General features: G+C 60.6%; 24 protein-coding genes and 1 pseudogene. 10 read left to right on the forward strand and 15 right to left on the reverse strand.

Translation table 11 applies throughout. From position 1 onward, the window contains the following. Positions 1-8 precede the first annotated feature (8 nt). Positions 9-542, forward strand: coding sequence for a GNAT family N-acetyltransferase (locus C6382_RS09075; RefSeq protein WP_107024172.1), 534 nt, complete (start codon positions 9-11; stop codon positions 540-542). Positions 543-548: 6 nt separating this feature from the next. Continuing rightward, positions 549-1,070, forward strand: a complete 522-nt coding sequence (locus C6382_RS09080; RefSeq protein WP_107024173.1) for a GNAT family N-acetyltransferase — start codon at positions 549-551, stop codon at positions 1,068-1,070. A gap of 76 nt (positions 1,071-1,146) precedes the next feature. Here the strand turns inward: C6382_RS09080 and C6382_RS09085 are convergent, their stop codons facing one another. Beyond that, complete coding sequence (locus C6382_RS09085) at positions 1,147-1,452, reverse strand: chaperone modulator CbpM (protein ID WP_107024174.1); 306 nt, start codon at positions 1,450-1,452, stop codon at positions 1,147-1,149. Between the two features lie 2 nt (positions 1,453-1,454). Further along, positions 1,455-2,408, reverse strand: a complete 954-nt coding sequence (cbpA, locus tag C6382_RS09090) for a curved DNA-binding protein (RefSeq protein WP_107024175.1) — start codon at positions 2,406-2,408, stop codon at positions 1,455-1,457. Positions 2,409-2,568: 160 nt separating this feature from the next. Between cbpA and C6382_RS09095 the strand changes: the two genes are divergently transcribed. Further along, complete coding sequence (locus C6382_RS09095) at positions 2,569-3,834, forward strand: Hsp70 family protein (RefSeq protein WP_107024176.1); 1,266 nt, start codon at positions 2,569-2,571, stop codon at positions 3,832-3,834. A gap of 99 nt (positions 3,835-3,933) precedes the next feature. On the opposite strand, the gene C6382_RS09100 is transcribed toward C6382_RS09095, so the two are convergent. Further along, positions 3,934-4,941 carry an AI-2E family transporter gene (locus C6382_RS09100; protein ID WP_107024177.1) on the reverse strand — a complete coding sequence of 336 codons (1,008 nt, stop codon included), beginning with the start codon at positions 4,939-4,941 and terminating at the stop codon, positions 3,934-3,936. 45 nt (positions 4,942-4,986) lie between these two features. Further along, positions 4,987-5,787, reverse strand: a complete 801-nt coding sequence (locus C6382_RS09105) for a helix-turn-helix transcriptional regulator (RefSeq protein WP_107024178.1) — start codon at positions 5,785-5,787, stop codon at positions 4,987-4,989. Between the two features lie 97 nt (positions 5,788-5,884). Here C6382_RS09105 and C6382_RS09110 point away from each other — a divergent pair, with 97 nt between their 5' ends. Further along, complete coding sequence (locus C6382_RS09110; protein WP_107024179.1) at positions 5,885-6,781, forward strand: DMT family transporter; 897 nt, start codon at positions 5,885-5,887, stop codon at positions 6,779-6,781. On the opposite strand, the gene C6382_RS09115 is transcribed toward C6382_RS09110, so the two are convergent. Together C6382_RS09115 and C6382_RS09120 are read right to left on the reverse strand one after the other, a co-directional pair. Further along, positions 6,762-7,652 (reverse strand): triacylglycerol lipase, encoded by an 891-nt coding sequence (locus tag C6382_RS09115; protein ID WP_107024180.1) that lies wholly within the window; start codon positions 7,650-7,652, stop codon positions 6,762-6,764. The two genes, C6382_RS09110 and C6382_RS09115, sit on opposite strands and share 20 nt — an antisense overlap. 83 nt (positions 7,653-7,735) lie before the next feature. Continuing rightward, entirely contained in the window at positions 7,736-9,769 is a 2,034-nt protein-coding gene (locus tag C6382_RS09120; RefSeq protein ID WP_107024181.1) for an AsmA family protein, read from the reverse strand. A 328-nt stretch (positions 9,770-10,097) separates the two neighbouring features. On the opposite strand from C6382_RS09120, the gene C6382_RS09125 reads away from it, so the two are divergent. The 3 genes from C6382_RS09125 (at position 10,098) to C6382_RS09135 (ending at position 12,436) form a co-directional block, all read left to right on the forward strand. Further along, positions 10,098-10,505: a hypothetical protein gene (locus C6382_RS09125; RefSeq protein WP_107024182.1), complete on the forward strand. Its 408-nt coding sequence runs from the start codon at positions 10,098-10,100 to the stop codon at positions 10,503-10,505. Positions 10,506-10,639: 134 nt separating this feature from the next. Next, positions 10,640-11,269, forward strand: coding sequence for a TetR family transcriptional regulator (locus tag C6382_RS09130; protein WP_038615156.1), 630 nt, complete (start codon positions 10,640-10,642; stop codon positions 11,267-11,269). A gap of 57 nt (positions 11,270-11,326) precedes the next feature. Further along, on the forward strand, positions 11,327-12,436 hold the full coding sequence (locus C6382_RS09135; RefSeq protein WP_107024183.1) for an AGE family epimerase/isomerase: 1,110 nt from the start codon (positions 11,327-11,329) through the stop codon (positions 12,434-12,436). 38 nt (positions 12,437-12,474) lie between these two features. Here C6382_RS09135 and C6382_RS09140 read toward each other — a convergent pair whose 3' ends face one another. From C6382_RS09140 to C6382_RS09165, 6 genes are all read right to left on the reverse strand, one after another. Then, positions 12,475-13,242, reverse strand: coding sequence for an SDR family oxidoreductase (locus tag C6382_RS09140; RefSeq protein WP_107024184.1), 768 nt, complete (start codon positions 13,240-13,242; stop codon positions 12,475-12,477). Between the two features lie 673 nt (positions 13,243-13,915). Then, positions 13,916-14,632, reverse strand: a complete 717-nt coding sequence (locus tag C6382_RS09145) for an ABC transporter ATP-binding protein (RefSeq protein ID WP_107024185.1) — start codon at positions 14,630-14,632, stop codon at positions 13,916-13,918. Then, positions 14,629-15,504, reverse strand: a complete 876-nt coding sequence (locus C6382_RS09150; protein ID WP_107024186.1) for an ABC transporter ATP-binding protein — start codon at positions 15,502-15,504, stop codon at positions 14,629-14,631. The genes C6382_RS09145 and C6382_RS09150 overlap by 4 nt, the downstream gene beginning before the upstream one ends. Continuing rightward, a complete protein-coding gene (gene livM, locus C6382_RS09155; protein ID WP_107024187.1) occupies positions 15,501-16,784 on the reverse strand; it encodes a high-affinity branched-chain amino acid ABC transporter permease LivM in 1,284 nt (427 codons plus the stop codon). Before livM ends, C6382_RS09150 begins: the two co-directional genes overlap by 4 nt. 2 nt (positions 16,785-16,786) lie before the next feature. After that, positions 16,787-17,701, reverse strand: coding sequence for a branched-chain amino acid ABC transporter permease LivH (locus C6382_RS09160; protein WP_107024188.1), 915 nt, complete (start codon positions 17,699-17,701; stop codon positions 16,787-16,789). Between the two features lie 159 nt (positions 17,702-17,860). Then, positions 17,861-18,997, reverse strand: a complete 1,137-nt coding sequence (locus C6382_RS09165) for an ABC transporter substrate-binding protein (RefSeq protein ID WP_107024189.1) — start codon at positions 18,995-18,997, stop codon at positions 17,861-17,863. A gap of 441 nt (positions 18,998-19,438) precedes the next feature. On the opposite strand from C6382_RS09165, the pseudogene C6382_RS09170 reads away from it, so the two are divergent. Beyond that, positions 19,439-19,798 (forward strand): annotated as a pseudogene (locus C6382_RS09170) (nicotinate phosphoribosyltransferase); the annotation flags it as partial. A gap of 3 nt (positions 19,799-19,801) precedes the next feature. Continuing rightward, the gene (gene nadE / locus C6382_RS09175; protein WP_107024190.1) at positions 19,802-20,629 is read left to right on the forward strand and encodes an ammonia-dependent NAD(+) synthetase; all 828 of its coding nucleotides are present in this window, start codon (positions 19,802-19,804) and stop codon (positions 20,627-20,629) included. Between the two features lie 76 nt (positions 20,630-20,705). Here the strand turns inward: nadE and azu are convergent, their stop codons facing one another. After that, positions 20,706-21,152: an azurin gene (gene azu, locus C6382_RS09180; RefSeq protein WP_107024191.1), complete on the reverse strand. Its 447-nt coding sequence runs from the start codon at positions 21,150-21,152 to the stop codon at positions 20,706-20,708. Between the two features lie 374 nt (positions 21,153-21,526). Between azu and C6382_RS09185 the strand changes: the two genes are divergently transcribed. After that, on the forward strand, positions 21,527-22,114 hold the full coding sequence (locus tag C6382_RS09185) for a TIGR00730 family Rossman fold protein (RefSeq protein WP_107024192.1): 588 nt from the start codon (positions 21,527-21,529) through the stop codon (positions 22,112-22,114). On the opposite strand, the gene C6382_RS09190 is transcribed toward C6382_RS09185, so the two are convergent. Then, positions 22,111-23,013 carry a transglutaminase family protein gene (locus tag C6382_RS09190; protein WP_107024193.1) on the reverse strand — a complete coding sequence of 301 codons (903 nt, stop codon included), beginning with the start codon at positions 23,011-23,013 and terminating at the stop codon, positions 22,111-22,113. The genes C6382_RS09185 and C6382_RS09190 overlap by 4 nt on opposite strands. Then, entirely contained in the window at positions 23,013-25,499 is a 2,487-nt protein-coding gene (locus C6382_RS09195) for a circularly permuted type 2 ATP-grasp protein (RefSeq protein WP_107024194.1), read from the reverse strand. The genes C6382_RS09190 and C6382_RS09195 overlap by 1 nt, the downstream gene beginning before the upstream one ends. Positions 25,500-25,547 lie beyond the last annotated feature (48 nt).

The raw sequence follows: 25,547 nt of genomic DNA on the forward strand, positions 1-25,547 counted from the left end.
ACGCTGCCATGACCTACCTGATTCGTGATGCCGTAACTGCCGATCTACCGGGCATTCGCGACATTTATAACGACGCGGTGCTCAACACCACGGCGATCTGGAATGAACAAGCCGTTGATCTAGCCAATCGCCAGGCCTGGTTCGACGCCCGCCAGGCCCAACGCTACCCGGTCCTGGTGGCCGTGGATGCCGCCACTGGTGACGACGTGCTTGGCTATGCTTCGTTCGGTGACTGGCGCCCCTTCGAAGGCTTTCGCCATACCGTCGAGCATTCGGTGTACATCCGCAGTGACCAACGTGGTAAAGGCCTGGGCCCGCAGCTGATGAAGCCGCTGATCGAACGCGCCCGCCAGTGTGACAAACACGTCATGGTTGCGGCCATCGAAAGCGGCAATAGCGCCTCGATACGGTTGCATGAACGCCTGGGCTTCACCCTCAACGGGCACATGCCCCAAGTGGGGGTGAAGTTCGGTCGCTGGCTCGACCTGACCTTTATGCAATTGATCCTCAACCCCGGCGCGCCCCCACGCACAACGGAGTGAAGTGTTATGAATGCAGCGCAACTCAATCGTGTCACCGCTGAAGGCTTTGCCTACTACCGCGACGGCCTGATGGCGCTGTTACTGGATGCCGTAGCGCATGGCGCCTCGGTGGGCTTTTTGGCGGATATCGATGTACAGCAGGCCAACAGTTATCTCGATGAAGTGAAACAACGCCTGGTCAGCGGCGAATTGCTGCTCTGGGTGGTCGGCAAAGACAAGGAAGTGCTGGGCAGTGTGCAATTGGGGCTGTGCCTAAAACTCAATGGTTTGAAGCGGGCCGAAGTGCAGAAGCTGCTGGTGCACAGTGAGGCGCGGCGCCGGGGATTGGGCCAACAGCTGATGCAAGCACTGGAAGCGACGGCACGGCAGAAACAGCGTAGTACGTTGTATCTGGATACCGAGGCAGGGTCGGGGGCGGAGGCTTTCTACCAGTCGCTGGGGTATATCAAGGCGGGGGAAATTCCTGATTACGCCTGTGGGCCGGATGGCACTTATCGGCCGACGGCCCTTTACTACAAATTGCTTTAGGGCCTCATCGCGGGGCAAGCCCGCTCCCACCGGGATTGTATGATCTCTGTGGGAGCGGGCTTGCCCCGCGATGCTTTCAGCCCTGCAAAAATCTACCCAACCGCTGTTTGAGCATCGAATTCTCACTGCGCAGCTGCTGAACCTCCTCCAGCAACTCCAGGGCCAGCGCCACCCCCTCCCACTCCAGTTCCAGATCATGATGCAGCTTGGCCGCGCGCTTGGCCAGCACCGGCGCCTGATCGTCAAACAGCCAGTCTTCCGGCGTTCGCCCGGAAGGCTCGACAATGCCGTGTTCGACGATTTCGATCACGTAGGCCGCCGGTAGATCGGCTTCCTGACAAAGGGTCTGCATGTCCAGTTGAACGATCAGGGTACTGCTCATGGTCAGCTACTCCATTGTGTCCTCGGATTGAACGCGGCCTTCTCCGACAGCTTGCTCCACAGCTCGCGGGCGGCGGCATCGGACTGGCTTGGCATCACCACTTTCAACTGCGCGTACAGATCGCCACGCTGGCCCTGCTTGTTGCTCAAACCCATCCCCTTGATCCGCAGGCGTTGGCCGTTCTGACTGTCCGCACGGATGGTCAGGTTGATCTTGCCGGTCAGGGTCGGCACCGCCACCTTGGTACCCAACGCCGCTTCCCAGGGCGCCAGCGGCACGGTGATGATCAGGTCATGACCTTCGACATCGAACAGCGGATGCGGTGCCATGCGAATGGTCAGGAACAGGTCGCCGTTGGCACCACCGCCGATACCCGGTGCGCCCTGACCCTTGAGACGGATCTTCTCGCCATCGGTCACCCCGGCCGGGATCTTCACGTTCAGGGTCTTGGTGGTAAAACCGGTACGCTGGCCGTGGGCGTTGTGCTGCGGGACCTGGAAGCTGATCTGCTTCGACTCGCTAGACAAGGTTTCCTCAAGGAAAATCGCCAGTTCCATTTCCACGTCCTGCCCTCGCCGACCGGCGCTGCGTTGCTGGCCGCGGCCAAAAGGATTGCCACTGCCGTTGCCGTTGCGCGCGCCGAAGATCGAGCTGAAGAAGTCGGAAAAATCGCCGCCCTCGAAACCGCCGGAACTGCGGCTTTCCCAGCCTGGCGGGCCCTGGAAGGGCCGACCGTGCTGGCCGTACTTGCGCAGTTCGTCGTATTCAGCGCGCTTTTCCGGGCTGCTCAAGGCCTCATAGGCTTCATTGGCCTCCTTGAATTTTTCCTCGGCGTCGCGCTCTTTGCTGACGTCGGGGTGATACTTGCGCGCAAGCTTGCGGTAGGCGGTCTTGATCGCCTTGTCGTCCGCAGTCGGCTCTACGCCCAGTATCTTGTAGTAGTCTTTGAAGTCCATCTAAGGAATCACCATCAAGTTGTTCAATGCTTCTGAAGATTGAGGTCAAGCATAGCCTTTCAAGGCGTCCTTGGGTTTGCTGTAAAGCAGATAATCGGTCTTGATTCTGCTGGCCACTGGCATAAACTGCGCGGCCGTTTTTCCCCCGGAAGTACAACCCATGAGTGACGCATCCCCGGCCCGTGCCTGCGGCATCGACTTCGGCACCTCCAACTCCACCGTCGGCTGGCATCGCCCCGGCGTGGAGTCGTTGATCGCCCTGGAAGACGGCAAGATCACCCTGCCGTCGGTGGTGTTCTTCAACATCGAGGAGCGCCGCCCGGTCTATGGCCGGCTGGCCCTGCACGAATACCTCGAAGGTTACGAAGGCCGGCTGATGCGCTCGCTCAAGAGCCTGCTGGGTTCCAAGCTGATCAAGCACGACACCAGCGTGCTCGGCACTGCCCTGCCGTTCAAGGACCTGCTGGGCATGTTCATCGGCGAGCTGAAGAAACGCGCCGAAGCCAATGCGGGCAGAGCCTTCGATGAAGTGGTGCTGGGTCGCCCGGTGCATTTCGTCGATGACGACCAGGCCGCCGACCAGGAAGCCGAAGACACCCTGGCAGAAGTGGCAAAGAAGATCGGCTTCAAGGAAGTCTCCTTCCAGTACGAGCCGATTGCCGCGGCTTTCGACTACGAGTCGAACATTCAGGGCGAAGAGCTGGTGCTGATCGTCGACATCGGCGGTGGTACCTCGGACTTCTCCCTGGTGCGCCTGGCCCCTGAACGGCACATGCTCGATGATCGCCACAATGACATCCTCGCCACCGGCGGTGTGCACATCGGTGGTACCGACTTCGACAAGCAACTGAGCCTGCAGGGCGTGATGCCGCTGTTCGGCTATGGCAGCCGAATGAAAAGCGGTGCCTTCATGCCAACCAGCCACCACATGAACCTGGCCACCTGGCACACGATCAACTCGGTGTACTCGCAAAAATCCCAACTGGCCCTGGGCAGCATGCGCTACGACATCGAGGACACCGACGGCATCGATCGCCTGTTCAAACTGATCGAACAGCGCGCCGGGCACTGGCTGGCCATGGAGGTGGAAGAAACCAAGATTGAACTGACCCACAACGAGCGCCGCCTGGTTGATCTCAAGCGGGTTGAGTCGGGGCTGAACGTCGAGCTGACCCGGGCGCTGTTCGAAGAGTCGATCGACAACCTGCTCGAGCGTGTGCGTGGCAGCGTCAGCGAGTTGCTGAGCAAGGCCGGTGTCAGCGTTGGCCAGGTTGATACGGTGTTCTTCACCGGCGGTTCGAGCGGCATCCCGGCCCTGCGCCAGAGCGTGGCGGCCATGCTGCCCAATGCACGGCATGTTGAAGGCAACATCTTCGGCAGTATCGGTAGCGGTTTGGCGATCGAGGCGCGTAAGCGTTACGGTTGAGGGCTTCGGGGCCGCTATGCGGCCCTTTCGCCGGCAACGCCGGCTCCTACAATCAGTACCACCTCCCCCTGTAGGAGCCGGCGTTGCCGGCGATAGGCGTTACACCAACTCAGCCTGCCTCAGCTCGCTCTTCAGGTAGGCATAATAGATCGGCCCCGCCACCACACCCGGCAAGCCAAACGCCGCCTCGCACACCAGCATCGCCAGCAGCAGTTCCCAGGACTTGGCGCTGATCTGCCCGCCGACAATCCGCGCGTTGAGGAAGTACTCGACCTTGTGGATAACAATCAGATAGCCCAGCGCCGCCATGGCCACCCAGATCGACAGCGACAACCCGACGATAGTGATCAGGGTGTTGGACATCAGGTTGCCGATCACCGGCAGCAGGCCCAGCAGGAAGGTCAGTACGATCAGGGTCTTGGTCAGCGGCAGGTGCACGCCGAACATCGGCAACACCACGGCCAGGAAGACTCCGGTGAAAAAGGTGTTGAGCAGGGAAATCTTGATCTGCGCAAAAACGATATTGCGAAACGCCTGGACCAGCAGCGCCAGGCGATTGAACAGCGCCGCCGCCAAAGGCTTGCGCCGGGAAATGTCCGGGATGCGCTGCAAGGCGACGATGGCCCCGAGGATCATCCCGATCAGCAGGGTGACGAACATGTGCGCGGCGCCCTTGCCCACCAGTTGCAGCTCGCCCAAATGGGTCTTGAGCCACTCGCCAATGGCGACTTTGAACTCGGCCGCGCTAGCGGGCAGGTAGGCATCGACGAACGGCGGCAACTGCCCACGGGCCTGATCCACCAGCAGCATGAACTTGTCCAGCGAAGCGCCGGGATTCTCGGCTTCGTGCAGCAGAAAGCTGATCGCTCCAGCAAACAATAAGGTCAGGGTACTGACCACCAGGGTGCCAAGCAATGCCACCGCCACCCAGCGCGCGCGCTCGCCGGCGATCAGGTGCTGCAGCTTGGGAGTGAGCATGTTGACCAGTTCGAACACCAGCAGGCCTGCCAGCAGGCTCGGCAACAACTTAAGCGGCAACGCCAGCACCAGGCCGGCGAAGACGATGATCCAACTGGCCATTTTGATCTGGCGCGGGGTAAAGGTCATACAACCTCAGGGGCAACTGCAGGAAAAAACGCAGTCTGCCAGCCTTCACCGGGCAGGCATAGTGGCAGTGCGGGCCTGGCGCCGATATTGCTCAGGCGTGCACTGGGCATGACGCTGAAACATGGCGATAAAGGCCGAGGGACTGCTGTAGCCAAGGTCGAAGGCAATCTGCTGGATCGGCAGGTTCTGCTCCAGCGCGTCAATGGCCCGCAGAAAGCGTAGACGCAGGCGCCATTCGCCAAAGCTGATGCCCAGCTCGCGCAGAAACTGACGGGCCAGGGTGCGCTCACTGACATGCACGCTCGCCGCCCATTCGGCCAACGGCCGGTTGTCCCCGGGCTCTGCGTGCAAGGCCTGCAATATGCCATCCAGGCCGACACTGCGGGCATAAGGCAGAAAACAGGTCTGGGTCGGGGCCAGGCGCAGTTGGTCGACCAGCACCTGAGCTAGACGGCGATCGGCTGCCACCTCGGGAATCTTCACATCTCGCCGAGCGAAGTCGCCCAGGATGGCCTTGAGAATCTCACTGATCACCAGCGTGCAGGGCTGCGTCGGCAATCCCTGGCACAAGGCGCGGTCCAGATAGACCGAGCGGTAGACAATGGCCTGTGGGTTGTAGCAGCTGTGTTCAGTGTCCGGCGGCACCCACACCGCATAGTGAGGCGGCGAAACAAAGCGCTGGCCGTCGATCTCCAGGTGCATGATGCCATGGGCCGTAAAGTTGAGCTGGCCCCAGGCATGGCTGTGTGCAGCACTGTGGGTGTCGGCACCGAATTCGTCGTAACGGAAGTAAACCGGCGCCGGCAAGGCGGCGAATTGCGGGATGTTGAGGTATTTGCGCGCCATGCTGTCCGGATCGATGGGTGGGTTGTCTGGATGCAAGTATAGCTAGCAAGACAGACAGGGGATAATAGCGCCCTGTACCTACACGAGTTCCTGCGTCATGAATTATGCGTTTCCTTTGCTGGCCATCCTGATCTGGGCCGGCAACACGGTAGTCACGAAAATGTCGGCCGGGGTGATTTTTCCCGCCGAGATCGGTTTCTATCGCTGGCTGCTGGCCGGATTGTTGTTCACTCCGTTCCTGCTACGGCCGCTACTGCGTGACTGGGCCGAGATCCGCCGCAACCTTGGCAAGATCTTCATCCTCGGCGTGCTGGGCATGGCGGTGTACCAGAGCCTGGCCTACTTCGCCGCCGCCATCACCAGCGCTACCAATATGGGCATCATTCTTTCGTTGATGCCATTGATGTCGCTGGCTTTGGCGATCATCAGCCTGGGCCTGCGCCTGACCTTCGGTGCGCTGATCGGTGCAGTGGTGTCCTTTGTCGGGGTGTTGCTGGTGGTGTCAGCGGGTGATCTGGGCGCCTTGCTGCAACACGGGGTCAATGGCGGTGATGCGCTGATGCTGATCGCCACCCTGGCCTACGCGCTGTACAGCACCTTGCTGAAAAAGTGGCAACTGCGCCTTGCCCCCCTGCTTTTGCTCTATCTGCAGGTGCTGGTGGCGATCATTGTGCTGTTCCCTCTGTTCCTGGTCTCCGACAAAACCGGCCTTGGCCCGGGCAATATCGGCCTGGTGCTGTACGCCTGCGTGCTGGCTTCGATGGTCGCACCGCTGGCCTGGATGCAGGCCGTCAGTCGCCTGGGGCCAAGCCGTACAACGCTGTTCTTCAACCTGTTGCCTGCGATCACCGCAGTGATCGCCGCCTTGGTGCTGGATGAACGGCTGGCGCTGTATCACCTGTTCGGCGGCCTGTTGACCCTGGCCGGGGTGATTCTGGCAGAGCGCTGGAAGACGCCCATCCGCCCAGTCACGGTCACAGCCCCGCAGCCTTGAGCCGCGCCGCATGCTCGGTAAACAGCCGCACTGGGTCGGCGCCCTTGCCCACCGCACCGAGTGATTGATTGACGATGTCCAGGTGGTCAAGCGGATAGTCGTCACCGATCACCTGGCCCAGGTGCGAGCTGTAGCGACCGACCATGCCATCACACTGCCCGGCCTCATGCACGAAGGTCCGGGCAAACAGGCGGCAGAAGCGATTGCTGCCGTCCAGGCGGTTCAGGCCCTTGTCAGTGAGGCCCGGCTGCAAGGTGCCGGACCAGGAGTAGTAGCGCACGCCGTTGACCTCGGCCGGCCCCTCACCGCCCCAGGTGCTGGACAAGCCCTGTGGATAAGCCTGATTGAACAAGGTGACGCCAGCGCGGGTCAGCGAATGGTGTGAAGCGTGCACGTCGATGGGCAGCTTCGGGCCGCGCCAACCGGTTTCCAGCCAGCCCATCAGCACCCCCAGACCATGCAGCAAGGCCTTGAGCAAGCGCCCACGGGCAGAGTCGGCGGGGTAATGCTCAAGCAGGTAGTCAGCCAGTTCCGAGCCGTGGTTTGGCCCGGCAATCGAGGTCACCGACGCCACCCATTCCGGCCGTTTGGCCGCCGCATAGCGCGCGGTCAAAGCGCCCTGACTGTGGCCAAGCAGATTGACCTTGTCGGCACCTGTGCGCTGGCGGATGTCGGCGATGATCTGCAACAACTGCTCGCCCCGCACCTCGGTGGCATTGAGCGGCGACACCTGAATGGCAAAGACCTTGGCACCGCCCCCGCGCAAGGCCGAGACAATGCCGAACCAGTAGGGGTAGAGCAGCAGGCGGACGAAGCCGAGCATGCCCGGCACCAATACCAATGGATAACGCGTAGCAAGCGTTTGGGCCATCGCTGCATGCTCCGTTCCGTGGACAGTCGGCCCACCCTACATGCACTTCAAGTGCAACCGCAATCGGCCTCCTCGCGATGCTTTTAACCGGCCTTCATCTGCTCCAGCAACGGCGTGCACTGATTCGGCACATCGCCCCCAGGCGCCACCAACGCCAACAATCCCGCGGCAGGGCCGATCACCACCCCCAACGCGACCATCCCCGCACCTCGCAAGGCCAGCGGCACCGCCTGCACGCCGGCGTTGGGTTTGGCAAATGGACCACGTACGTACAAAGGCGAACGCAGCGAGAGCAAGCGCACGCCCTTGGACTCGGGATTGATCTTCAGGTCTAGTTGCTCACTGGCGAAGTTGGCGGTGCCATTGACGTAGATGATTGCGTTCTCCGTGTCGAAGACAAACAAGCGGGTGCTTGCCACCCCCTCCTTGATACCGAAATCAGCGGCTGCGCAGTTGATCTTCACTTCCTTGTCACCGAACAACTGGCCCACTACATAGTTGCCCACGTTCAGCCCGGCGATTTCCATCAGGCCACGGCTGATGGCGCCATCGTTGATCAACATCTTCAGCTCGCCATTGGACGTGGCCAGCAACGCCGCCACCGAGTTGCCCCGACCACTGAGGTCGGCGTCACCATTGAGTTGGCCGAAACTGGTTTTCATCGGTTCGAAGGCCGGGAACAGCTGCTTGAGCTTGAAACCCCGAGCGCTGAGCTGGGCGCGGCCTTGCAGCGGTACCGTGCGGCCGTCCAGGCGAACCTGGGCATCGAGCTTGCCGCCGGCCACGCCAAAACGCAGCGGAGCCAGGCGCAGCACGCCATCATCAAGAACAAAGTGACTGGATAAATCGTTGAATGGCAACTCTTGACTGTGCACGATGCGCTTGCCGCTGAAGGTCACGTCGGCGTCCATGCTCCGCCAGCGTTCGGTGCGGAATTCCTCAACCGGCAGGACCGTGCCTGCCGGTTGCTTGCTGGCGCCACCGCGGGCTTTCTGTTCGGCATTGGAGTCGGCACCGATCAGCGGCGCGAGGTCCTTGAACAGCAACTGATTGGAAACCAGGTTGCCACTGAGCTTGGGCCGCGGCTGGCTGGAGACGAAGGTCAGGTCTCCATGGATGTCACTGTCGCCGATCTTGCCATTGAAGCCCTCATAACGAAACAGTGCGCCACCGGGTTCATGCAGTTTGGCCACCAAGTGACCGTCGGTGGAATACGCAGGCGAATCCGGCAGGGTCACGCCGGTCAACGGATACAGGTTGCCCAGGCTCGCGCCCGACAGGCGCAGACGCAGGTCGAGAGCGCCCAGGTTGCGCGGATCGGTCAGGATGCCTGCAAGGGCGATGCGGGTATCGGCGATCTGCATGTCGGCCTGCAACGGGAACGGCCGGCTCGCACCCTGCAGCGCCAGCAGGCCGCCAATCTTGCCATTACCGGAGAGTGGCTGGCCTTTGTAGCGCCCTTTGACTTTGAGGCTAAAGGCATAATCCTGGGCGGTACCGGCTCTCTGCGCCGTGGCCTTGCCGACAATTTCGGCGAACGGGATCGGCTTACCCAACGGATCGATATCGACATCCAGCGTGGTTTTCAGCAACTGGTCATCAAGGCTGACCTGGCCTTTGTCGAAACCAATGGCGCCGATATCCAGCCCCCATCTGGAAGGCTCGGCCTGTTCATCCTTTGGGCCAAAATCGAACGTCCAGTTTTCCCGTCCATCGGCCAGGCGCTTGAGCGTGGCGCTGGGCTGGTTGAGATCGATGCGCGCAATGGCGATTTGCCTAAACAGCAGCGGCAAGGGTGCCAGGCGAAACTCGACGCGCTTGACAGCGGCCATTCGCGGCTCCTTGAGCCAGTCCGGGTTGCCCAGAGTCAGGTCCTCGGCGATGAAGCGCGGCGAGGGAATCCAGGCCCGCCAGCCACCCTGTTCCGGCTCAAGCTGCCAAACCACTGCGAGATTACCGTTGATGGCGAAAGGTCGCTGCAGCGCTTCGGAGACCTTGGCATTGAGGGTCGGCTTGACCCGGTTCCAATCGAACGTCGCGATAACGATTACCAGTAAGGTCACGATCAGCAGCAGGCTGGCGAGGGTCCAGGTGAGGACTCTGGCGGAACGCGTCATTGCAGGACTCTCCTGACGCCCACAAGGCACAGATGGGCATATTGATGGCACTTAGTAATCGGACTGATGAAACGCCGAGGGGTTTAATTGACGATGATGATTCCGGCGTCTTTTCTCGGTTTCCCATCAATACACACAGGGACCCAGCCTCCCCATCTACGCCCGAATGCGGCCTTGAAACACCCTGCAAGCATTGGTTTAGAGCCTTCGCACGAAAGCATCAATTCCATCGATTGTCACCATTATCTTTATGAACTTTTATCTGGCGCCCCCAAGCGTAGCATTGGCTCCGTACCCACTTTCCAGCCCCTCCAAGGAGCACCGAACCATGAAACGCCAATTGCTGCTGAGTCTGTCCCTGTCCATCCTGGCCGCCAATGCTTTCGCCATTCCGGCCAGCGAACAAAGCCTGAGCGCCGAGTCTCGTTCCAGTTCGACAGTGATTTCGCAAACGCTGAACACCCTGGCCGAAGGTGGCTCGGATCGCCTGCAAGAGCGCAGTCGCGTAGCCGAAGGTGGTTCTGATCGTCTGCTGGAGCGCAATAGCCGCGTAGCCGAAGGCGGCGCTGATCGTCTGCTGGAACGCAACAACCGTGTAGCTGAAGGCGGCGCTGATCGTCTGCTGGAACGCAACAACCGTGTAGCTGAAGGCGGCGCTGATCGTCTGAAAGAACGTTATCAGGTTGCCGAAGGTGGTTCTGACCGTCTGATCGAAAAGAACCAGCGCGTGAGCTGAAGCCTATGCCAGACAATAAGAGATCCCCGCCTTGCAACAGCTCCCCTCCAAGCCCGGTCAATTGACCGGGCTTTGTTTTTCCTGGCGCAGGCTATTAGAGTGCAGGGCTGTTTCACTGCCAACCGATACTCGCCATGCTGCCGCGCGCCGAACAAAAGCAACAGACCCGCCAAGCCCTGCTGGATGCCGCCCGCCACCTGATGGAAAGTGGCCGTGGCTTCGGCAGCATCAGCCTGCGTGAAGTCAGCAAATGCGCGGGTATCGTACCTACCGGTTTCTACCGGCATTTTTCCGATATGGACCAGCTCGGCCTGGCCCTGGTCAATGAAGTCGGCGAGACCTTTCGCCAGACCATTCGCCTGGTTCGCCACAATGAACTCGAACTCGGCGGTATCACCGACGCTTCGGTGCGAATCTTCCTCGACGTGGTCGCAGCCAATCGCCCGCAGTTCCTGTTCCTCGCGCGTGAGCAATATGGTGGCTCGCAACCGGTACGTCAGGCAATTGCCACCCTGCGCCAGGGCATCAGCTCGGACCTGGCCACCGACCTTGAGCGCATGCCGCGCTGGCAGCACCTGGATAATGCCGCCCTCTCGGTGATCGCCGATCTGGTGGTGAAAACCGTATTTGCCACCTTGCCGGAACTGATTGATGAGCCGGCTGACGACGCCGGACAAACGCTGAGCGCCCAGGACAAGATCACCCAGCAATTGCGTTTCATCTTCGTCGGCGCCAAGCATTGGCAGGGGCTCAGTACCCTGTAATTGCGCCGTTTCCTGCTACCATGCGCGCAAACGCACCGATCGCGATGATTCTTCTCCATGCCCGACCTTCGTACTGCCCAGCCTGAACTGCCTGCCCTGCTCGAACAGGTGCAGACGCACTTTACCCAGCGCATCGTGCCGCTCTGGCAAGGACCGGGCTGGAATGCAGATATGGCCCTGCCTTACGAAGCGCTGGATGTGCAGCAGCAACCACTGCCTGTAGAGCGCTACCGGGCCATGGCCTGTGCCCGTCAGCTGTACCTGTTCAGCAGCCGCATCGAGCTACCTGGCGCCCGTGAACGCGCAGCGGCACTGTTCCGCTCGCTGCAACGACACTTCCACGACGCCGAGCATGGCGGCTGGTTCTACAGCATCGATGCCCAGGGCAAACCGCTGGACCGGCGCAAGGATCTCTACACCCACGCCTTCATCATCTTTGCCTGCGCCCACTATTGGGGACAGGTTCGCGAGCAACTGGTCGAGTCGATCCTCAATGCAGCACTGAGCGTGGTCGCCGAACGTTTTGCCCGTGATGACGGTTTGTATGAAGCCAGCCTCGATGAAGACTGGTCAGACCTTGGTAGCGGCCCCCTGCAGAATCCGCTGATGCATTTGGCCGAAGCGTTCCTTGCAACGCTGGCAGTGCGTGACGATGAACAGGTGCAAAGCGCCCTGTTGGCGCTGGCCAATGCCATGCAACAGCACTTCATCGATCCCGAACACGGGGTAATGCTGGAAAAACCACGCGCTGCTGTGGATAACTGGTTCGAACCAGGCCACCAGTTCGAGTGGTTCTTCCTGCTGGAGTCTTCAGCACTGCTGCGCGGCAGCGAGCTGCACGCCTCTCTTGATCGGGCGTTCGCCTATGCCGAGCAATATGGGGTGAACGACAGCGCAGTGTTGGCGATGCTCGGCGCCGACGGCCAGCTGCGCGATGCCACCCAGCGCATCTGGGCCCAGGCCGAGTACTTGCGCGCCCTGGCCTTGCGCCCGGGCTGCGCGGGCAAGGTCCTCACCCAGCTACAGGCGCTGCAGCAGCATTTCCTGCACGCCGGTGGCTGGTACGAGTGCCGTGACGCCAGTGGCGCAGTCAGCCGCAGCGATATGCCGTCGACCACGCCTTATCATCTGGCGACCTGTCTGGAAGGGTTGCAACGCCAGGTGTGAGCTATCGCGACGACTCGACTTGCCCCGCGATTTGACACTCAAGCCTTACTGGAACGATCAATCGAAAACCCGGCCCACGCCTGGCTCACCGGCATCAGCTCCAGACTGTTGATATTGATGTGCGCCGGCTGGTTCATGATCCAGAAGATGGTCTCGGCAATGTCCTGCGGCTGGATCGGCTCGGCGCCAGCATAGGTCGCGTCGTAGCGCGCCTGATCGCCACCAAAACGCACCAGGGAAAACTCACTTTCACACAGCCCTGGCTCGATGTTACTGACTCGCACACCGGTACCTTGCAGGTCGCAGCGCAAGCTCAAGGAGAACTGGCCGACAAAGGCCTTGGTGCCGCCATACACATGGCTGCCCGGATACGGATAGTTACCCGCCACGGACCCCACGTTGAGAATGGTCGCACCGCGACCATGGGCGATCAGCCGTGGCAACAACAGACGGGTGCTGTACATCAGGCCCTTGATGTTGGTATCGACCATGGTTTCCCAGTCATCCAGGTCGCACTTGGGGGCCGGGTCGGCACCTAGGGCCAGGCCTGCGTTGTTGATCAGCCCGCGCAACTTGGCGAACGACGGCGGCAAGTTGGCAATCGCCGCTTCCATGGCTTTGCGGTCACGCACGTCCACGACCAGGCCGTGCACTTCAGTCTGCTGCGACAACTCTGCGCATAGCGCATCCAGGCGCTCCTGACGGCGACCGGTCAACACCAACGACCAGCCAGCTTCGGCAAATCGACGGGCACAGGCTTCGCCGAAACCAGAGGTCGCGCCAGTGATGAATACGGTGGAAGTCATCGGGTACTCCTTGCAAGGTCGAGATCACGGATCAGCAGAATGCCCGCCGACAACCCTACCGGCAAGCACACATGCACTGTACAAAAAACGACCAAACACGCCAACACCTTGATCCATATGGGCTGGAGCAAGCTTTGCTCACCTTATCCACAGGCTCTTGCACAAACTCTGGGGGCAACTCCAGACTCCGCTAAACGCGCCTGGCACGGGGTTTTGCAAGTATTTTCCTTGACCACAGGCCTGCTGTTTGACCTCGGGCCTCTGCGGTTTTAAGTCGAAGTAATTCCCATGGTGGCCCAAGGCCTGTGAGGACGGCGCTTACAGCGTTCTTTCCAATGCTTGCCCACAGACTTATCCACAGGCGTTACCCGGCGTTTCCGGGTCGGTTGCACCGACTACAAAAGACTTGACAACGGCCACTGAAAATCTTCTCTGAACACTTGATCAAAAAACAACCACACGACTGGAAGCCTTTAAATATAAGGCTTTCAGCAAGGTGCCACCAAGTTACCCACAGCCGCTTCCACACCAATGGTGGACAACTCAAAAGCACGCAAAAACATCCGCTTGCAGCGACTTTGTGTCGCGCCTGAAAGGAAGTGCTCGTAAGGTTTTCCACAAAGCTGTGGAGAAAAAACGCCCTGCATTGGCAGGGCGTTTTTACCGGATTGAATCAGTGCCCGCCCAGATAAGCGTTACGCACCTCTTCGTTGACCAACAGCTCCCGCCCGGTGCCAGTCATGCGGATCTGGCCGTTGACCATCACGTAGGCGCGGTCCGAGAGCTTGAGCGCATGGTTGGCGTTCTGCTCCACCAGAAAGATGGTCATGCCGGTCTTGGCCAACTCCCGCAGGGTTGCAAAGATCTGCTTGACCACAATCGGCGCCAATCCCAGGGATGGCTCGTCGAGCAGCAACAACTTGGGTCGGCTCATCAACGCCCGGGCGATGGCGAGCATTTGCTGCTCACCGCCGGACATGGTCATGGCCCGCTGATTACGCCGCTCCTTGAGGCGCGGAAACAGCTCGAACATGCGCTGCATGTCTTCGTCGGCGAATTTGTCCCCGATAGGGATGGTGCCCATCATCAGGTTCTCTTCCACCGACATGTCCGGGAACACTCGACGCCCTTCGGGTGACTGGGCGATACCGTTGGAGGCGATGTAGTGGGAAGACTTGTGGGTAATGTCAGTACCGCGATAGACAATCTGCCCACTCGCCGCCCGCGGCTGACCGAAAATCGACATCAGCAGGGTCGATTTGCCGGCGCCGTTAGAGCCGATCAGGCTCACCGTCTCACCTTCGTTGATGTACATCGAGACTTTCTTCAGGGCCTGGATCGGCCCATAGAACACGTCCAGATCCTTGAGTTCGAGAATGGGTGCAGTCATACCAGCTCCTCTTCGTCAGCACCCAGGTAGGCGGCGATCACCGTCGGGTTGTTGCGAATATCCTGTGGCGCGCCTTCGGCGATCACGTTGCCATGGTCCAGTACCACGATATGGTCGGAAATACTCATGACCATGCCCATATCGTGCTCGATCAGCACCACGGTGATGTCGTGCTCGTCACGCAGCACACGGATCATCTTGCTCAGGGCTTCGGTTTCCTGCGGGTTGAGGCCTGCTGCCGGTTCATCCAGGCAGATGATCTGCGGCCGCGTGCACATGGCCCGGGCAATCTCCAGACGGCGTTGCTGACCGTAGGACAACTCGCCAGCCAGACGGTTGGCACAGTCGACCAGGTCGACCACTTCCAGCCAGTAGAAGGCATGGTCCAGGGCATCGCTTTCGGCCTTGCGGTACGCTTTGGTGTTGAGCACCCCCGACAGCAGATTGCGGTTGACCCACATGTGCTGGGCCACCAGCAGGTTCTCCACCACCGACATTTCCCGGAACAGGCGAATGTTCTGGAAGGTCCGCGCCAGACCTGCGCGGTTGACCAGGTGGGTACCGCCGAACATCTTGTAGTGCAGACGGTTGATGAAGCGCTTGGGCGAAACGAAGTCACCCAGCTGGAAGCGCTCGCCAAGCAGCTGGATCACGTTGGTGCGGGTACCGCGCATGTTCAGTTCGATCTTGCCGCCACTGGCTTTGTAGAAGCCGGTCAGGCAGTTGAACACCGTGGTCTTGCCCGCGCCGTTGGGGCCGATCAGGGCAAAGATCGAATTGCGCTTGACCTTGAGGCTGACATCGCTGAGTGCCTTGATCCCGCCAAACTGCATCATCAGGTTGTCGACCGAGAGAATCACGTCATCGCTCATGGCGCTACTCCTTTACGCGGAACCACGCCGATACGGCTGATACGAATCAGCCCGCGCGGTCGCCAGATCATCATCAACACCATGAGCACGCCGAACAGCAGTACCCGGTACTCGGAGAAGCTACGCAGCAGCTCCGGGGCCACGGTCAGGACGAACGCGGCGATCACCACACCGACCGTCGAGCCCATGCCACCAAGGACCACGATGGCGAGGATCAGCGCCGATTCGAAGAAGGTGAACGAGGACGGGTTGACGAAGCCCTGGTAGCTGGCAAAGAACACCCCGGCCAAGCCAGCGGTGGACGCGCCGATGGTGAAGGCCGAGAGTTTTACCAGCACGTGGTTCAGGCCCATGGAGCGGCAGGCGATTTCGTCTTCGCGCAGCGCTTCCCAGGCGCGGCCAACCGGCATACGGGTCAGCCGGTGCTTGATGTACAGCACCGCCAGCACCACCAGGAACAGTACGATGTAGATGAACAGGAACTTCACGTTCGGGTTGTAATCGATGCCAAAGAACTCGTGAAACGGTACTCCCCCGTCCTTGGCCCGGCGCCCGAACTCCAGGCCCATGAAGGTCGGCGATGGCACCGGCATACCGTTCGGACCACCGGTGAACGACAGCCAGTTGTTGAGTATCAAACGAATGATCTCACCGAAGCCCAGGGTCACGATCGCCAGGTAGTCACCATGCATTCGCAGTACCGGGAAGCCCAATATGCACCCGGCCAACGCGGCGGCAATAGCAGCCAGCGGCAATACGGTCCAGAAGCCCAGGCCCAGGTACTGGTAGCCCAGCGCCAGACCATAGGCGCCGATGGCATAGAAAGCCACGTAGCCGAGGTCGAGCAAGCCGGCCAGCCCCACTACGATGTTCAGGCCAAGCCCCAACAACACGTAGATCAGACCGAGTATGACCACCGTCAACAAGTACTTGTTGGCAAAGAACGGGAAGACGATGGCGATCACGATCAGCGCCGGAATGATCCAGCGCAGCCGCGACTTGTAGTCCGGCGCCAGCACGTGCACACCGGAGCCGCTGCCCTCGAAGCCTTGCAGGATCGCCTGGCCCTTGGGGGTCTGCAGGAACAGGCTGAGGACGAAACGTCCGACCATTACCCCGGCCACCAGCCAGGCCACGCGGGTCGGTTCCATGTTGAAACTGTAGCCATCGAGCACCACGCCGACGATGGGCCCGAACACGATCAGAGAAATCAGCCCGGCGAGAATCGCATCGATCAGGCTGCGCTTGATATCGAATGAAGCGGATTTGGCAGCAGACATACTTACACCTTCGCCACGAGTGGGCGACCCAGCAGGCCTTGAGGACGGAAGATCAGAATCAGCACCAGCAGGGAGAAACTGAACACGTCTTTGTAGTCGGAGTTGATCAACCCGGAAAACAGCGACTCGGAGATACCGAGGATGATCCCGCCGAGCATCGCGCCCGGCAGCGAGCCGATGCCCCCCAATACCGCGGCAGTGAAGGCCTTGATGCCGATAATGAAGCCGGCATAGAAGTCGAAGGTGCCGTAGTTCATGGTGATCAGTACGCCCGCCAGTGCAGCCATCACCGCACCGATGACGAACACGTAGGAAATCACCCGGTCAGTGTTGATACCGAGGATCGAGGCCATCTTGCGATCCTGTTGAGTCGCACGGCACATGCGCCCCAGCTTGGTGAACTTGATGATGTAGGTCAGCGCGGCCATGCCGACGAACGCGGCAACCAGGATAAAGATCTTGGTGTAGGTCAGCTGGACGAAGCCGGTGCCCACTTCCAGGCGCCAGGCGCCTTCGAGCAGGGTCGGTACGCCTTGCTGGCGTGCACCCTGGCTGATCTGCGCATAGTTCTGCAGGATCAGCGAGATACCGATGGCGCTGATCAGCGGCGCCAGGCGGGTGGAGTTACGCAGGGGTTTGTAGGCGACGCGTTCGATGGTCCAGCCATAAACGCCCGTCACCACGACAGTGAAGATCAGCGTCCCGAGCATCAGCAGCGGGAAGGATTCGATACCGAAGTACGCCAGCAATGCCAGACTGATCGCCGCCAGGTAAGCGGAGATCATATACACCTCGCCGTGCGCGAAGTTGATCATGCCGATAATGCCATAGACCATTGTGTAGCCGATGGCGATCAGACCATAGACAGACCCCAGGGTCAGCCCATTGATCAGTTGCTGCAGAAAAATACCATCCATAACGCAATCTCACGTATTTGAGATTGCACAGCGCCGACTACGGTGAGCCCCGGATGAAGCGGCCCTCGCAGCGCAGGGTTGTGCAGATCTACGAGAAAAGACAGGTACGGCGCAAAACCGGGTAGCGACCCGGGCACAGGCCCGGGTCGGATACCGTTGTTATTTTTGTTTTTCCAGCTGGTGGTACTTGCCGTCCTTGTCCCACTGGTAGACCACGTAGTCGGAGACTTTCAGGTCGCCCTTGCTGTCCCAGGTCTTCTCACCCATCACAGTTTTCACCGGATTGGCCTTGAGCCACTTGGCGGCGTCCTCGCCCTTGTTCGACTTGGCGCCATTGAAGCCTGCGGCCAGGGCCTGAAGCGAAGCATAGGCGTACAGGGTGTAGCCCTCAGGTTCATAGCCGGTCTTGCGGAAGGCATCCACCACCGCCTTGCTGTCAGGCAGCAGGCGTGGGTCGGCGCCGAAGGTCATGTACACGCCATCGACATACTGTGCGCCACCGGCGGTGGTGACCAGCTCGTCAGTGACGATACCGTCATCGGACATGAACTTGACGTCTTTGAGACCCTGCTCACGCATCTGCCGAACCAGCGGACCCGCTTCCGGGTGCAAACCACCGAAGTAGACGACATCAGCATCAGCTGCGCGGATCTTGGTGACCACAGCGCTGAAGTCCTTCTCACCACGGGTCAGGCCTTCGTACAGCACCGGCGTCACACCACGCTTGGCCAGTTGGGCCTTGGTCGCATCAGCCAGACCTTGGCCGTAGGTATCCTTGTCGTGCAGGACCACGACTTTCTTGCCCTTGAGCACATCGACGATGTAATCGCCGGCAACGATGCCCTGCTGGTCGTCACGCCCGCACATGCGGAACATCCCGGTCAGGCCGCGCTCGGTGACTTGCGGGTTGGTCGAACCCGGGGTAATGGCGATGATCCCGGCCTCGTCATACACCTCGGAAGCGGGAATGGTGTTGGAGGAGCAGAAGTGCCCGACCACCCCGGCGACCTTTTCCTGGTCAACCAGGCGGTTGGCTACGGCCACCGCCTGCTTCGGTTCGCAGGCATCATCGCCCTTGACCAGGACGATCTTCTCACCGTTGATCCCACCCGCTGCGTTGATGGCATCGGCCGCTGCCTGAGCCCCCTTCATGTACTGCTCGCCAAATGCCGCGCTGGGACCGGTCATCGGTCCTGCTACACCGATCTTGATGTCGGCCTGAACATACGAAGAAACACCCAGCGCCGTAGCTACGGCAAGGGCCAGAAAGCCTTTCTTGTAAAACGTCTGCGACATGAGGTGGTGCTCCTTGGAGTTTTTTTGGTTGGCACTACAACTTTCAGCAATTGCTCTGAGCAAGGGCCGTGCCATTGGTTTTTTATTCTGGAAAAACGCGTGAAGAAGTTGCTGGGGTCTGGGCCGCGTCCTTTTTTTACTGGCCGTGCAACCGTCTGCGGCAAGGAAAGCGCCACCGCGCCAGGAGAAAAAGAGCAACCCCCAAGTGCCATCATTGCAACCCCGACAAGTGTTTACGTGCAACCAGCCTGTAACAAGATGCGTAACCGAACTGCACATCCTTGGTGCGCGACTGCTACAGCGGGCACCACTACAGGCTAGCCGCTGACCAGAGAAAGCACTGCTACCTATAAGCTGCTACCGATGTACCCGAGGCATGCCTGCCCACCTGCAGAAAAAGGCTGGCACAATGGCAAGGTCTGTGCGTCGTTGCTGGCAGTTGATGGCGCGCGCCATGACCTGAGCGACCCGGTGCGCTGGGCGGAAAAGGCCATCGCCCACTACCGCAAGCTCGGCATCGACCCGATGAGCAAGACCCTGGTGTTTTCCGATGGCCTGAATTTGACCAAGTCGCTGGAGATCTTCCGTGCCCTGCGCGGGCGGATCAACGTCAGCTTCGGCATTGGCACCAACCTGACCTGTGACATCCCGGGGGTGGCGCCGATGAACATCGTGCTTAAAATGACCGACTGCAACGGCCAGCCAGTCGCCAAGATTTCCGACGAGGCCGCCAAGACCCAATGCCGCGACGAAAACTTCGTCGCCTACCTGCGCCATGTCTTCAAAGTGCCCAAGGAGTAATTCATGCAAGCCGTCCAGCGAGAGATTGCGCAAGCGCTCAAGGTCCAGCCGCCGTTCGCCGACCACGCCGCGCTCGATGCCGAAGTCAGCCGGCGCGTGGCATTCATCAAGCAGTGTCTGAACAATGCCCGGCTGAAAGCCCTGGTGCTGGGTATCAGTGGCGGAGTCGATTCGCTGACCGCTGCCCTGCTGGCGCAACGGGCGATCAACGAGCTGCGTAGCGAAACCGGCGACTCAGGTTATCGATTCATCGCCGTACGCCTGCCCTACCACGTCCAGCAGGATGAGCACGACGCCCAGGCCTGCCTTGAGGTGATCAAGCCGGACGAGCTGCACACCGTGAACATTGCCCCGGCTGTACAGGCACTGAGCAAAGAAGTGAAAGCGCTCGAGAACGGTCCGCCAGCGCTGGTCGATTTCGTCGTCGGCAACACCAAGGCGCGCATGCGCATGGTCGCTCAATACACCATCGCCGGTGCCCGTCAGGGTCTGGTGATCGGTACGGATCACGCCGCTGAGGCGGTAATGGGCTTCTTTACCAAATTCGGTGATGGCTCCTGCGACCTGGCGCCCCTGAGCGGGCTGGTGAAGAACCAGGTACGGGCGATCGCACGCAGCTTTGGCGCACCGGAGTCACTGGTGGAGAAAGTGCCGACTGCGGACCTGGAAGACCTGGCCCCGGGCAAGCCGGACGAAGCCTCGCATGGCGTGACCTATGCGCAGATCGATGCCTTCCTGCATGGCGAGCCAGTGAGCCAGGAAGCGTTCGACATCATCAGTAGCACTTACCGCAAGACCCAGCACAAGCGCGAGATGCCTTTCGCGCCCTGAAATGCATCGCGGGGCAAGCCTGCTCCCACACATTGTCTGTGGGAGCGGGCTTGCCCCGCGATTTACAGGCTACGCATTACTTCAGCGTAACAGTGCCTTTCATCATCGAGATGTGGCCCGGGAACGAGCAGAAGAAACCGTACTTCTCGTTCGCATCGAGCTTGGACACATCAAAGGTCACCGAGTCGCTTTCCTTCGCGCCGATCACTTTGGTGTGAGCGATGATGCGCGTGTCGCCTTCCTTCAAGTAGCTCTTGTCGATACCAGCGCTCAGGCCGTCAGTCGCGATCGGCTGCATGTCAGCCTCTTTGCTGATCACCAGGTTGTGGCCCATGACGTTCTTCGGCAAGGAACCGGAGTGAGTCAGTTCAACGGTGAAAGTCTTGCAGCTCTTGTCGATTTCGATGGCCTTGGTGTTGAAGGACATCTGGTCGGTGGAGTCGACGGTAACCTTGCACTCGGCGGCAAATACCTGAGTGCTGGCGAGGGTCAGCAAGGATACGGCTACAACTTTGGCAAACATCGTGAATCTCCTTGGCAGGGTTTTGATCAGTTTGCAGACTGCCTGAATCCCTTCAGCCCTGCCCTGATATGAATCAAGGGGCTGGCCAAGGGCCAGACAGTAGAATTGTTCTATGGATTGTATACAGCCAATCAAAGTGCACATCATGCTCCATTAATGGACGATGGGACAACCTCTCATTCAGGAGCAAAAAACATGTCCCTTGGTAGCTTGATGAACAGCCTGCTGGCCGCCTACGCCTGTGGTGCCAGCGGCGCGACCTGCGAGTTTGCCCGAGCGCAGTAACGGACAACCTGCAGGTAATGCCACATTACAGACTTGGAAGCGACCGGCCAGCCGCTTACTCTGTGTCCGCTTGTAACCGGAGAGAAGCAATGCCAGTACGTTCCGTTTGTGTGTTCTGTGGCGCCAGCACCGGCGCCAACCCGGCTTACCGGGAAGCCGCCATCGCCCTCGGCCGGGCCATCGCCGAACGCGGCCTGACCCTGGTCTATGGCGGCGGTGCAGTCGGCCTGATGGGTATTGTTGCCGATGCGGCCATGGCCGCTGGTGGTGAAGTCATCGGGATTATCCCCCAAGCCCTGAAAGATGCCGAAGTCGGCCACAGCGGCCTGACCCGCCTGGAAGTCGTCGATGGCATGCATGCGCGCAAAGCACGCATGGCCGAGTTGAGCGATGCCTTCGTTGCCCTGCCCGGCGGCCTGGGTACCCTGGAAGAACTGTTCGAAGTCTGGACCTGGGGCCAGTTGGGCTATCACGCCAAACCGCTGGGCCTGCTCGACGTCAACGGCTTCTACAGCAAGCTGGGCAGCTTCCTCGACCACGTGGTGGAAGAAGGCTTCGTGCGCCCACAACATCGCACCATGCTGCAATTGGCCGATACCCCCACCGAGCTACTGGATGCCATGGACAGTTACCGGGCACCGGTACCGCCAAAATGGGTCGACAAAAAGCCTGACTAAGGCTGCCCGTCCTCCAGTGGCATGACCGTGACCTGCACCTGCGGATCGTGGTTGCCACCGCCAAGAATCACTCCGCGCAATGGCGACACATCGGAAAAATCCCGGCCCCAGGCCAGGGTGATGTGCTCCAGCGCAGGGCGTAGGTTGTTGGTCGGATCGAAATCAACCCAGCCTTGGTGCGGACAGAACACCGAGACCCAGGCATGCGAAGCATCGGCCCCCACCAGACGAGGTTGTCCGGGTGGCGGTCGGGTCAGCAGGTAGCCACTGACGTAACGCGCCGCCAACCCACGGGAGCGCAAGCAGGCGAGCATCAGGTGGGCAAAGTCCTGACAGACGCCACGACGGCGCTCAAGCACCTCCAGCAACGGCGTGGCGACCTGGGTCGCTGCGGCATCGAAAGTGAATTCACTGAAAATTTTTTCCATTAGCGCCTGGGCGCCAGCCAGCATCGGCTGCCCCGGGGCAAAGCACGATTCGCTGAACGCCACAAAACGCTGCTTGAGGCGCACATAGGGTGATTCAAAGCGGTAGCGACAGGCCTCCAGATGCTCCCCGCTCAGCGGCCGACTGGCGTAGGTCAACGCATCACGTACCTGCTCCCAAGCGGGCGAGGTACTGAGCTGCGGCTCGCCACGGGACACTACTTCGATCTGCAAGCGCGCCAGCACGTGCAACTGCTCATGCTGGCGCTCAAAGGCAAGGCGGGTAAGCGGATTGCCGAACACATCCCATTCATCCCGCCGCTGCGTCGGCACCGGACTGACCTGCAACACCTGCGCACTACAACGTTGCCAGGCACAAGGCCGCGGCCACAAGTGCGCCAGTTGCTGGGCCAGGGACACCGGGCTGTCATACCGATAGTGGGTGTCGTGAATGACCTGGTAATGAGCACTCATCAGACCGATACCGTTTGCTGGCTGACATCGTCGACATGCGCGAAGTGACGCAAGGCCAGTCGCTCGGCCATCTCACTGCTGACTGCGGCGATGGCTTGCAACAGGTCAGCCAGGCCGCTCAGCACCGCCTGCACACTGGGGCTGGCGAACAGCGAATCCTCCAGGCTGCGCAAATCAAAATGCTTGAGTTGCTCGGCCAGCAACGCCAGGTCAGGTTCTGTGCTGCTGGCAAACTCATCAGCCAAGCGTCGATGGGCGCGGACCAGCAAATTGAGCTGGAACAGCACCGCATGCGGGTTCTGTTCATCGAGCAACAACAGATCAAGCACCGGAATCAACTGGGCCACCGCCAGGTAGCGCGAGCGGTAGGTGATACTGCTATTGCCCAACTCCAGCAGCCACTCAAGCCCGGCCTGATCGAACACCGCCGGCCCACGAAGGAAGGCCGCCATGCTGCTGCACAGTGAATGCAGGCGCTCGATACGCCGTCCGATCATCAAAAAACGCCAGCCCTCGTCGCGGGTCATGTCGTCCAGGGCGAAGCCGGACAATGCCGCCATGGACATTACCAGGCGATTGAGAAAGTCCACCTGTTCACCAAAACCCGCAGTGGCATCATCAAGGCGTTGGGTTTCGCACTGCAACTCGACCAGCGCCTGCCAGTTCTCCCGCGAGAGTTTGCCACGCACTTGCGACGCCGCCCACTGCAGGCGCTGCAGGTTGGCGCTGAGGCTGAAGGCCCAGTCGCTGTCGGCCAGGGCGGTACGCAAGCGCTCGGGCAGCGTGCCCTGCTGCGGCAACAACGAAAGCTCAGCGGCCAGGGTCACTGCCGCCTGCAAGGCCAAGGGGTCATCGCCGTCCAGATAGCGAGTGAGGATGATCCGCAGCAAGCGGGCACTGGCATCGCAGCGTTCGCAGTAACGTCCGAACCAGAACAGGTTCTCCACCACCCGCGAGGGCAGGTACGGGTCCTGGCGGATCAGCTCAGCCACCCCCAGTGTACGCCGGGCCCGCCATTGCTCACCGATTGGCGGCGACTCACCCAGCACCCAGGTGTCCTTGCTGGCGCCTGCACGCTGCATCGATACCACTTCAGCATCAGCCAGTGCGGCAACCCGGGCAAGGCCACCTGGCAGTACCCGATAGCCCTCAGCCGATGCCACCGCATACACCCGCATGCCAATGGCCCGCGACTGCAACTGGCCCTGTTCCTGCTGCCATACCGGTGCCTGCGACAACTGCGCCAGCTCCTGGGCGACATAGGCATAGGGACGCGCCTGAATTCGCTCGGCAAGCGCCTGGCGTTGAGCTGCATCCAGATCGCGACCGAACACCGGCTTGAAGCTCTGTGAAGGAAACGCCGGCTTGACCCGCAACTGCGGCAACTGCTCCAACGCCTGCGCCATTACCGCCGGCTCTCCGCACCACCAGGTGGCGATTGATGGCAGGCTAAGGTCCTCGCCAAACAACCGCTGGTTGATTGCCGGGAGAAAACCCAGCAGGCCCGGCGACTCCAGTACGCCACTGCCCAGGGCGTTGGCCACCAGCACGCGGCCCTGACGCACGGCATCAAGCAACCCTGGCACGCCCAGCGCCGAATCGGTACGCAGTTCCAGCGGGTCACAGAAATCATCATCCAGGCGGCGCATGATCGCGTGGACCCGGCGCAGGCCGCTGAGAGTCTTGAGGTACACGGTGGCATCGCGCACGGTCAGGTCACTGCCCTCCACCAGCGGATAACCCAGTTGACGCGCCAGGTACAGATGTTCGAAATAGCTCTCGTTGAAACGCCCCGGCGTCAGCAGAACCACCAACGGTGCTTCTTTCTCGCAGGGTGCGAAGCGCGCCAGAGTCTGCTGCAAGGTCTGGAAGAAACCCGCCAGATGCTGCACCTGCAAATCCCGGTACAACTCGGGCAAGGCACGCGAAACGATGGTGCGGTTCTCCAGGGCGTAACCGGCACCGGAAGGCGCCTGGGTACGATCTGCGGTCACCCACCAACGCCCGTCCGGCGCCCGCGCCAGGTCCACCGCATACACATGCAGAAATGTCCCGTCAGGCGGGCGGATACCCTGGCAGGGCCAAAGAAAATTGTTATGTCCAAAGACCAGCTCGGCTGGCAGCAAGCCTTCACTGATCAGTTTTTGTGGCCCGTAGATGTCCGCCAGCAGCGCGTTGAGCAAGCGTGCACGCTGGGCGATGCCGATGGCCAGCTGTTGCCACTCGGCGGTCGGCAGCAGGTGCGGAAGCAGGTCGAGTTCCCAGGGACGGTCGGCGCCCTTGGGGTCGGCGTAAACGTTGTAGGTGACACCGTTCTCCTGCAACTGCCGGGTCAGTGAAGCCTGACGCTGGGCCAGCTGCGCCGGGCCGCTGCGCTGCAGGTAGTCACACAGCGGCTGCCAATGCTCGCGAACCTGACCTTGGGCCTCGAACATTTCGTGGTACGTCCCCGGGTTTGGCGGGTAGGCAGCAAACAGATCAGGCATGGCAGTACTCAAAGGCCGCAAGTCTTCACAGAGAGCACAACCGCGCAA

The organism is Pseudomonas sp. BBP2017, from assembly GCF_003024385.1.
Classification (GTDB): Bacteria; Pseudomonadota; Gammaproteobacteria; order Pseudomonadales; family Pseudomonadaceae; genus Aquipseudomonas.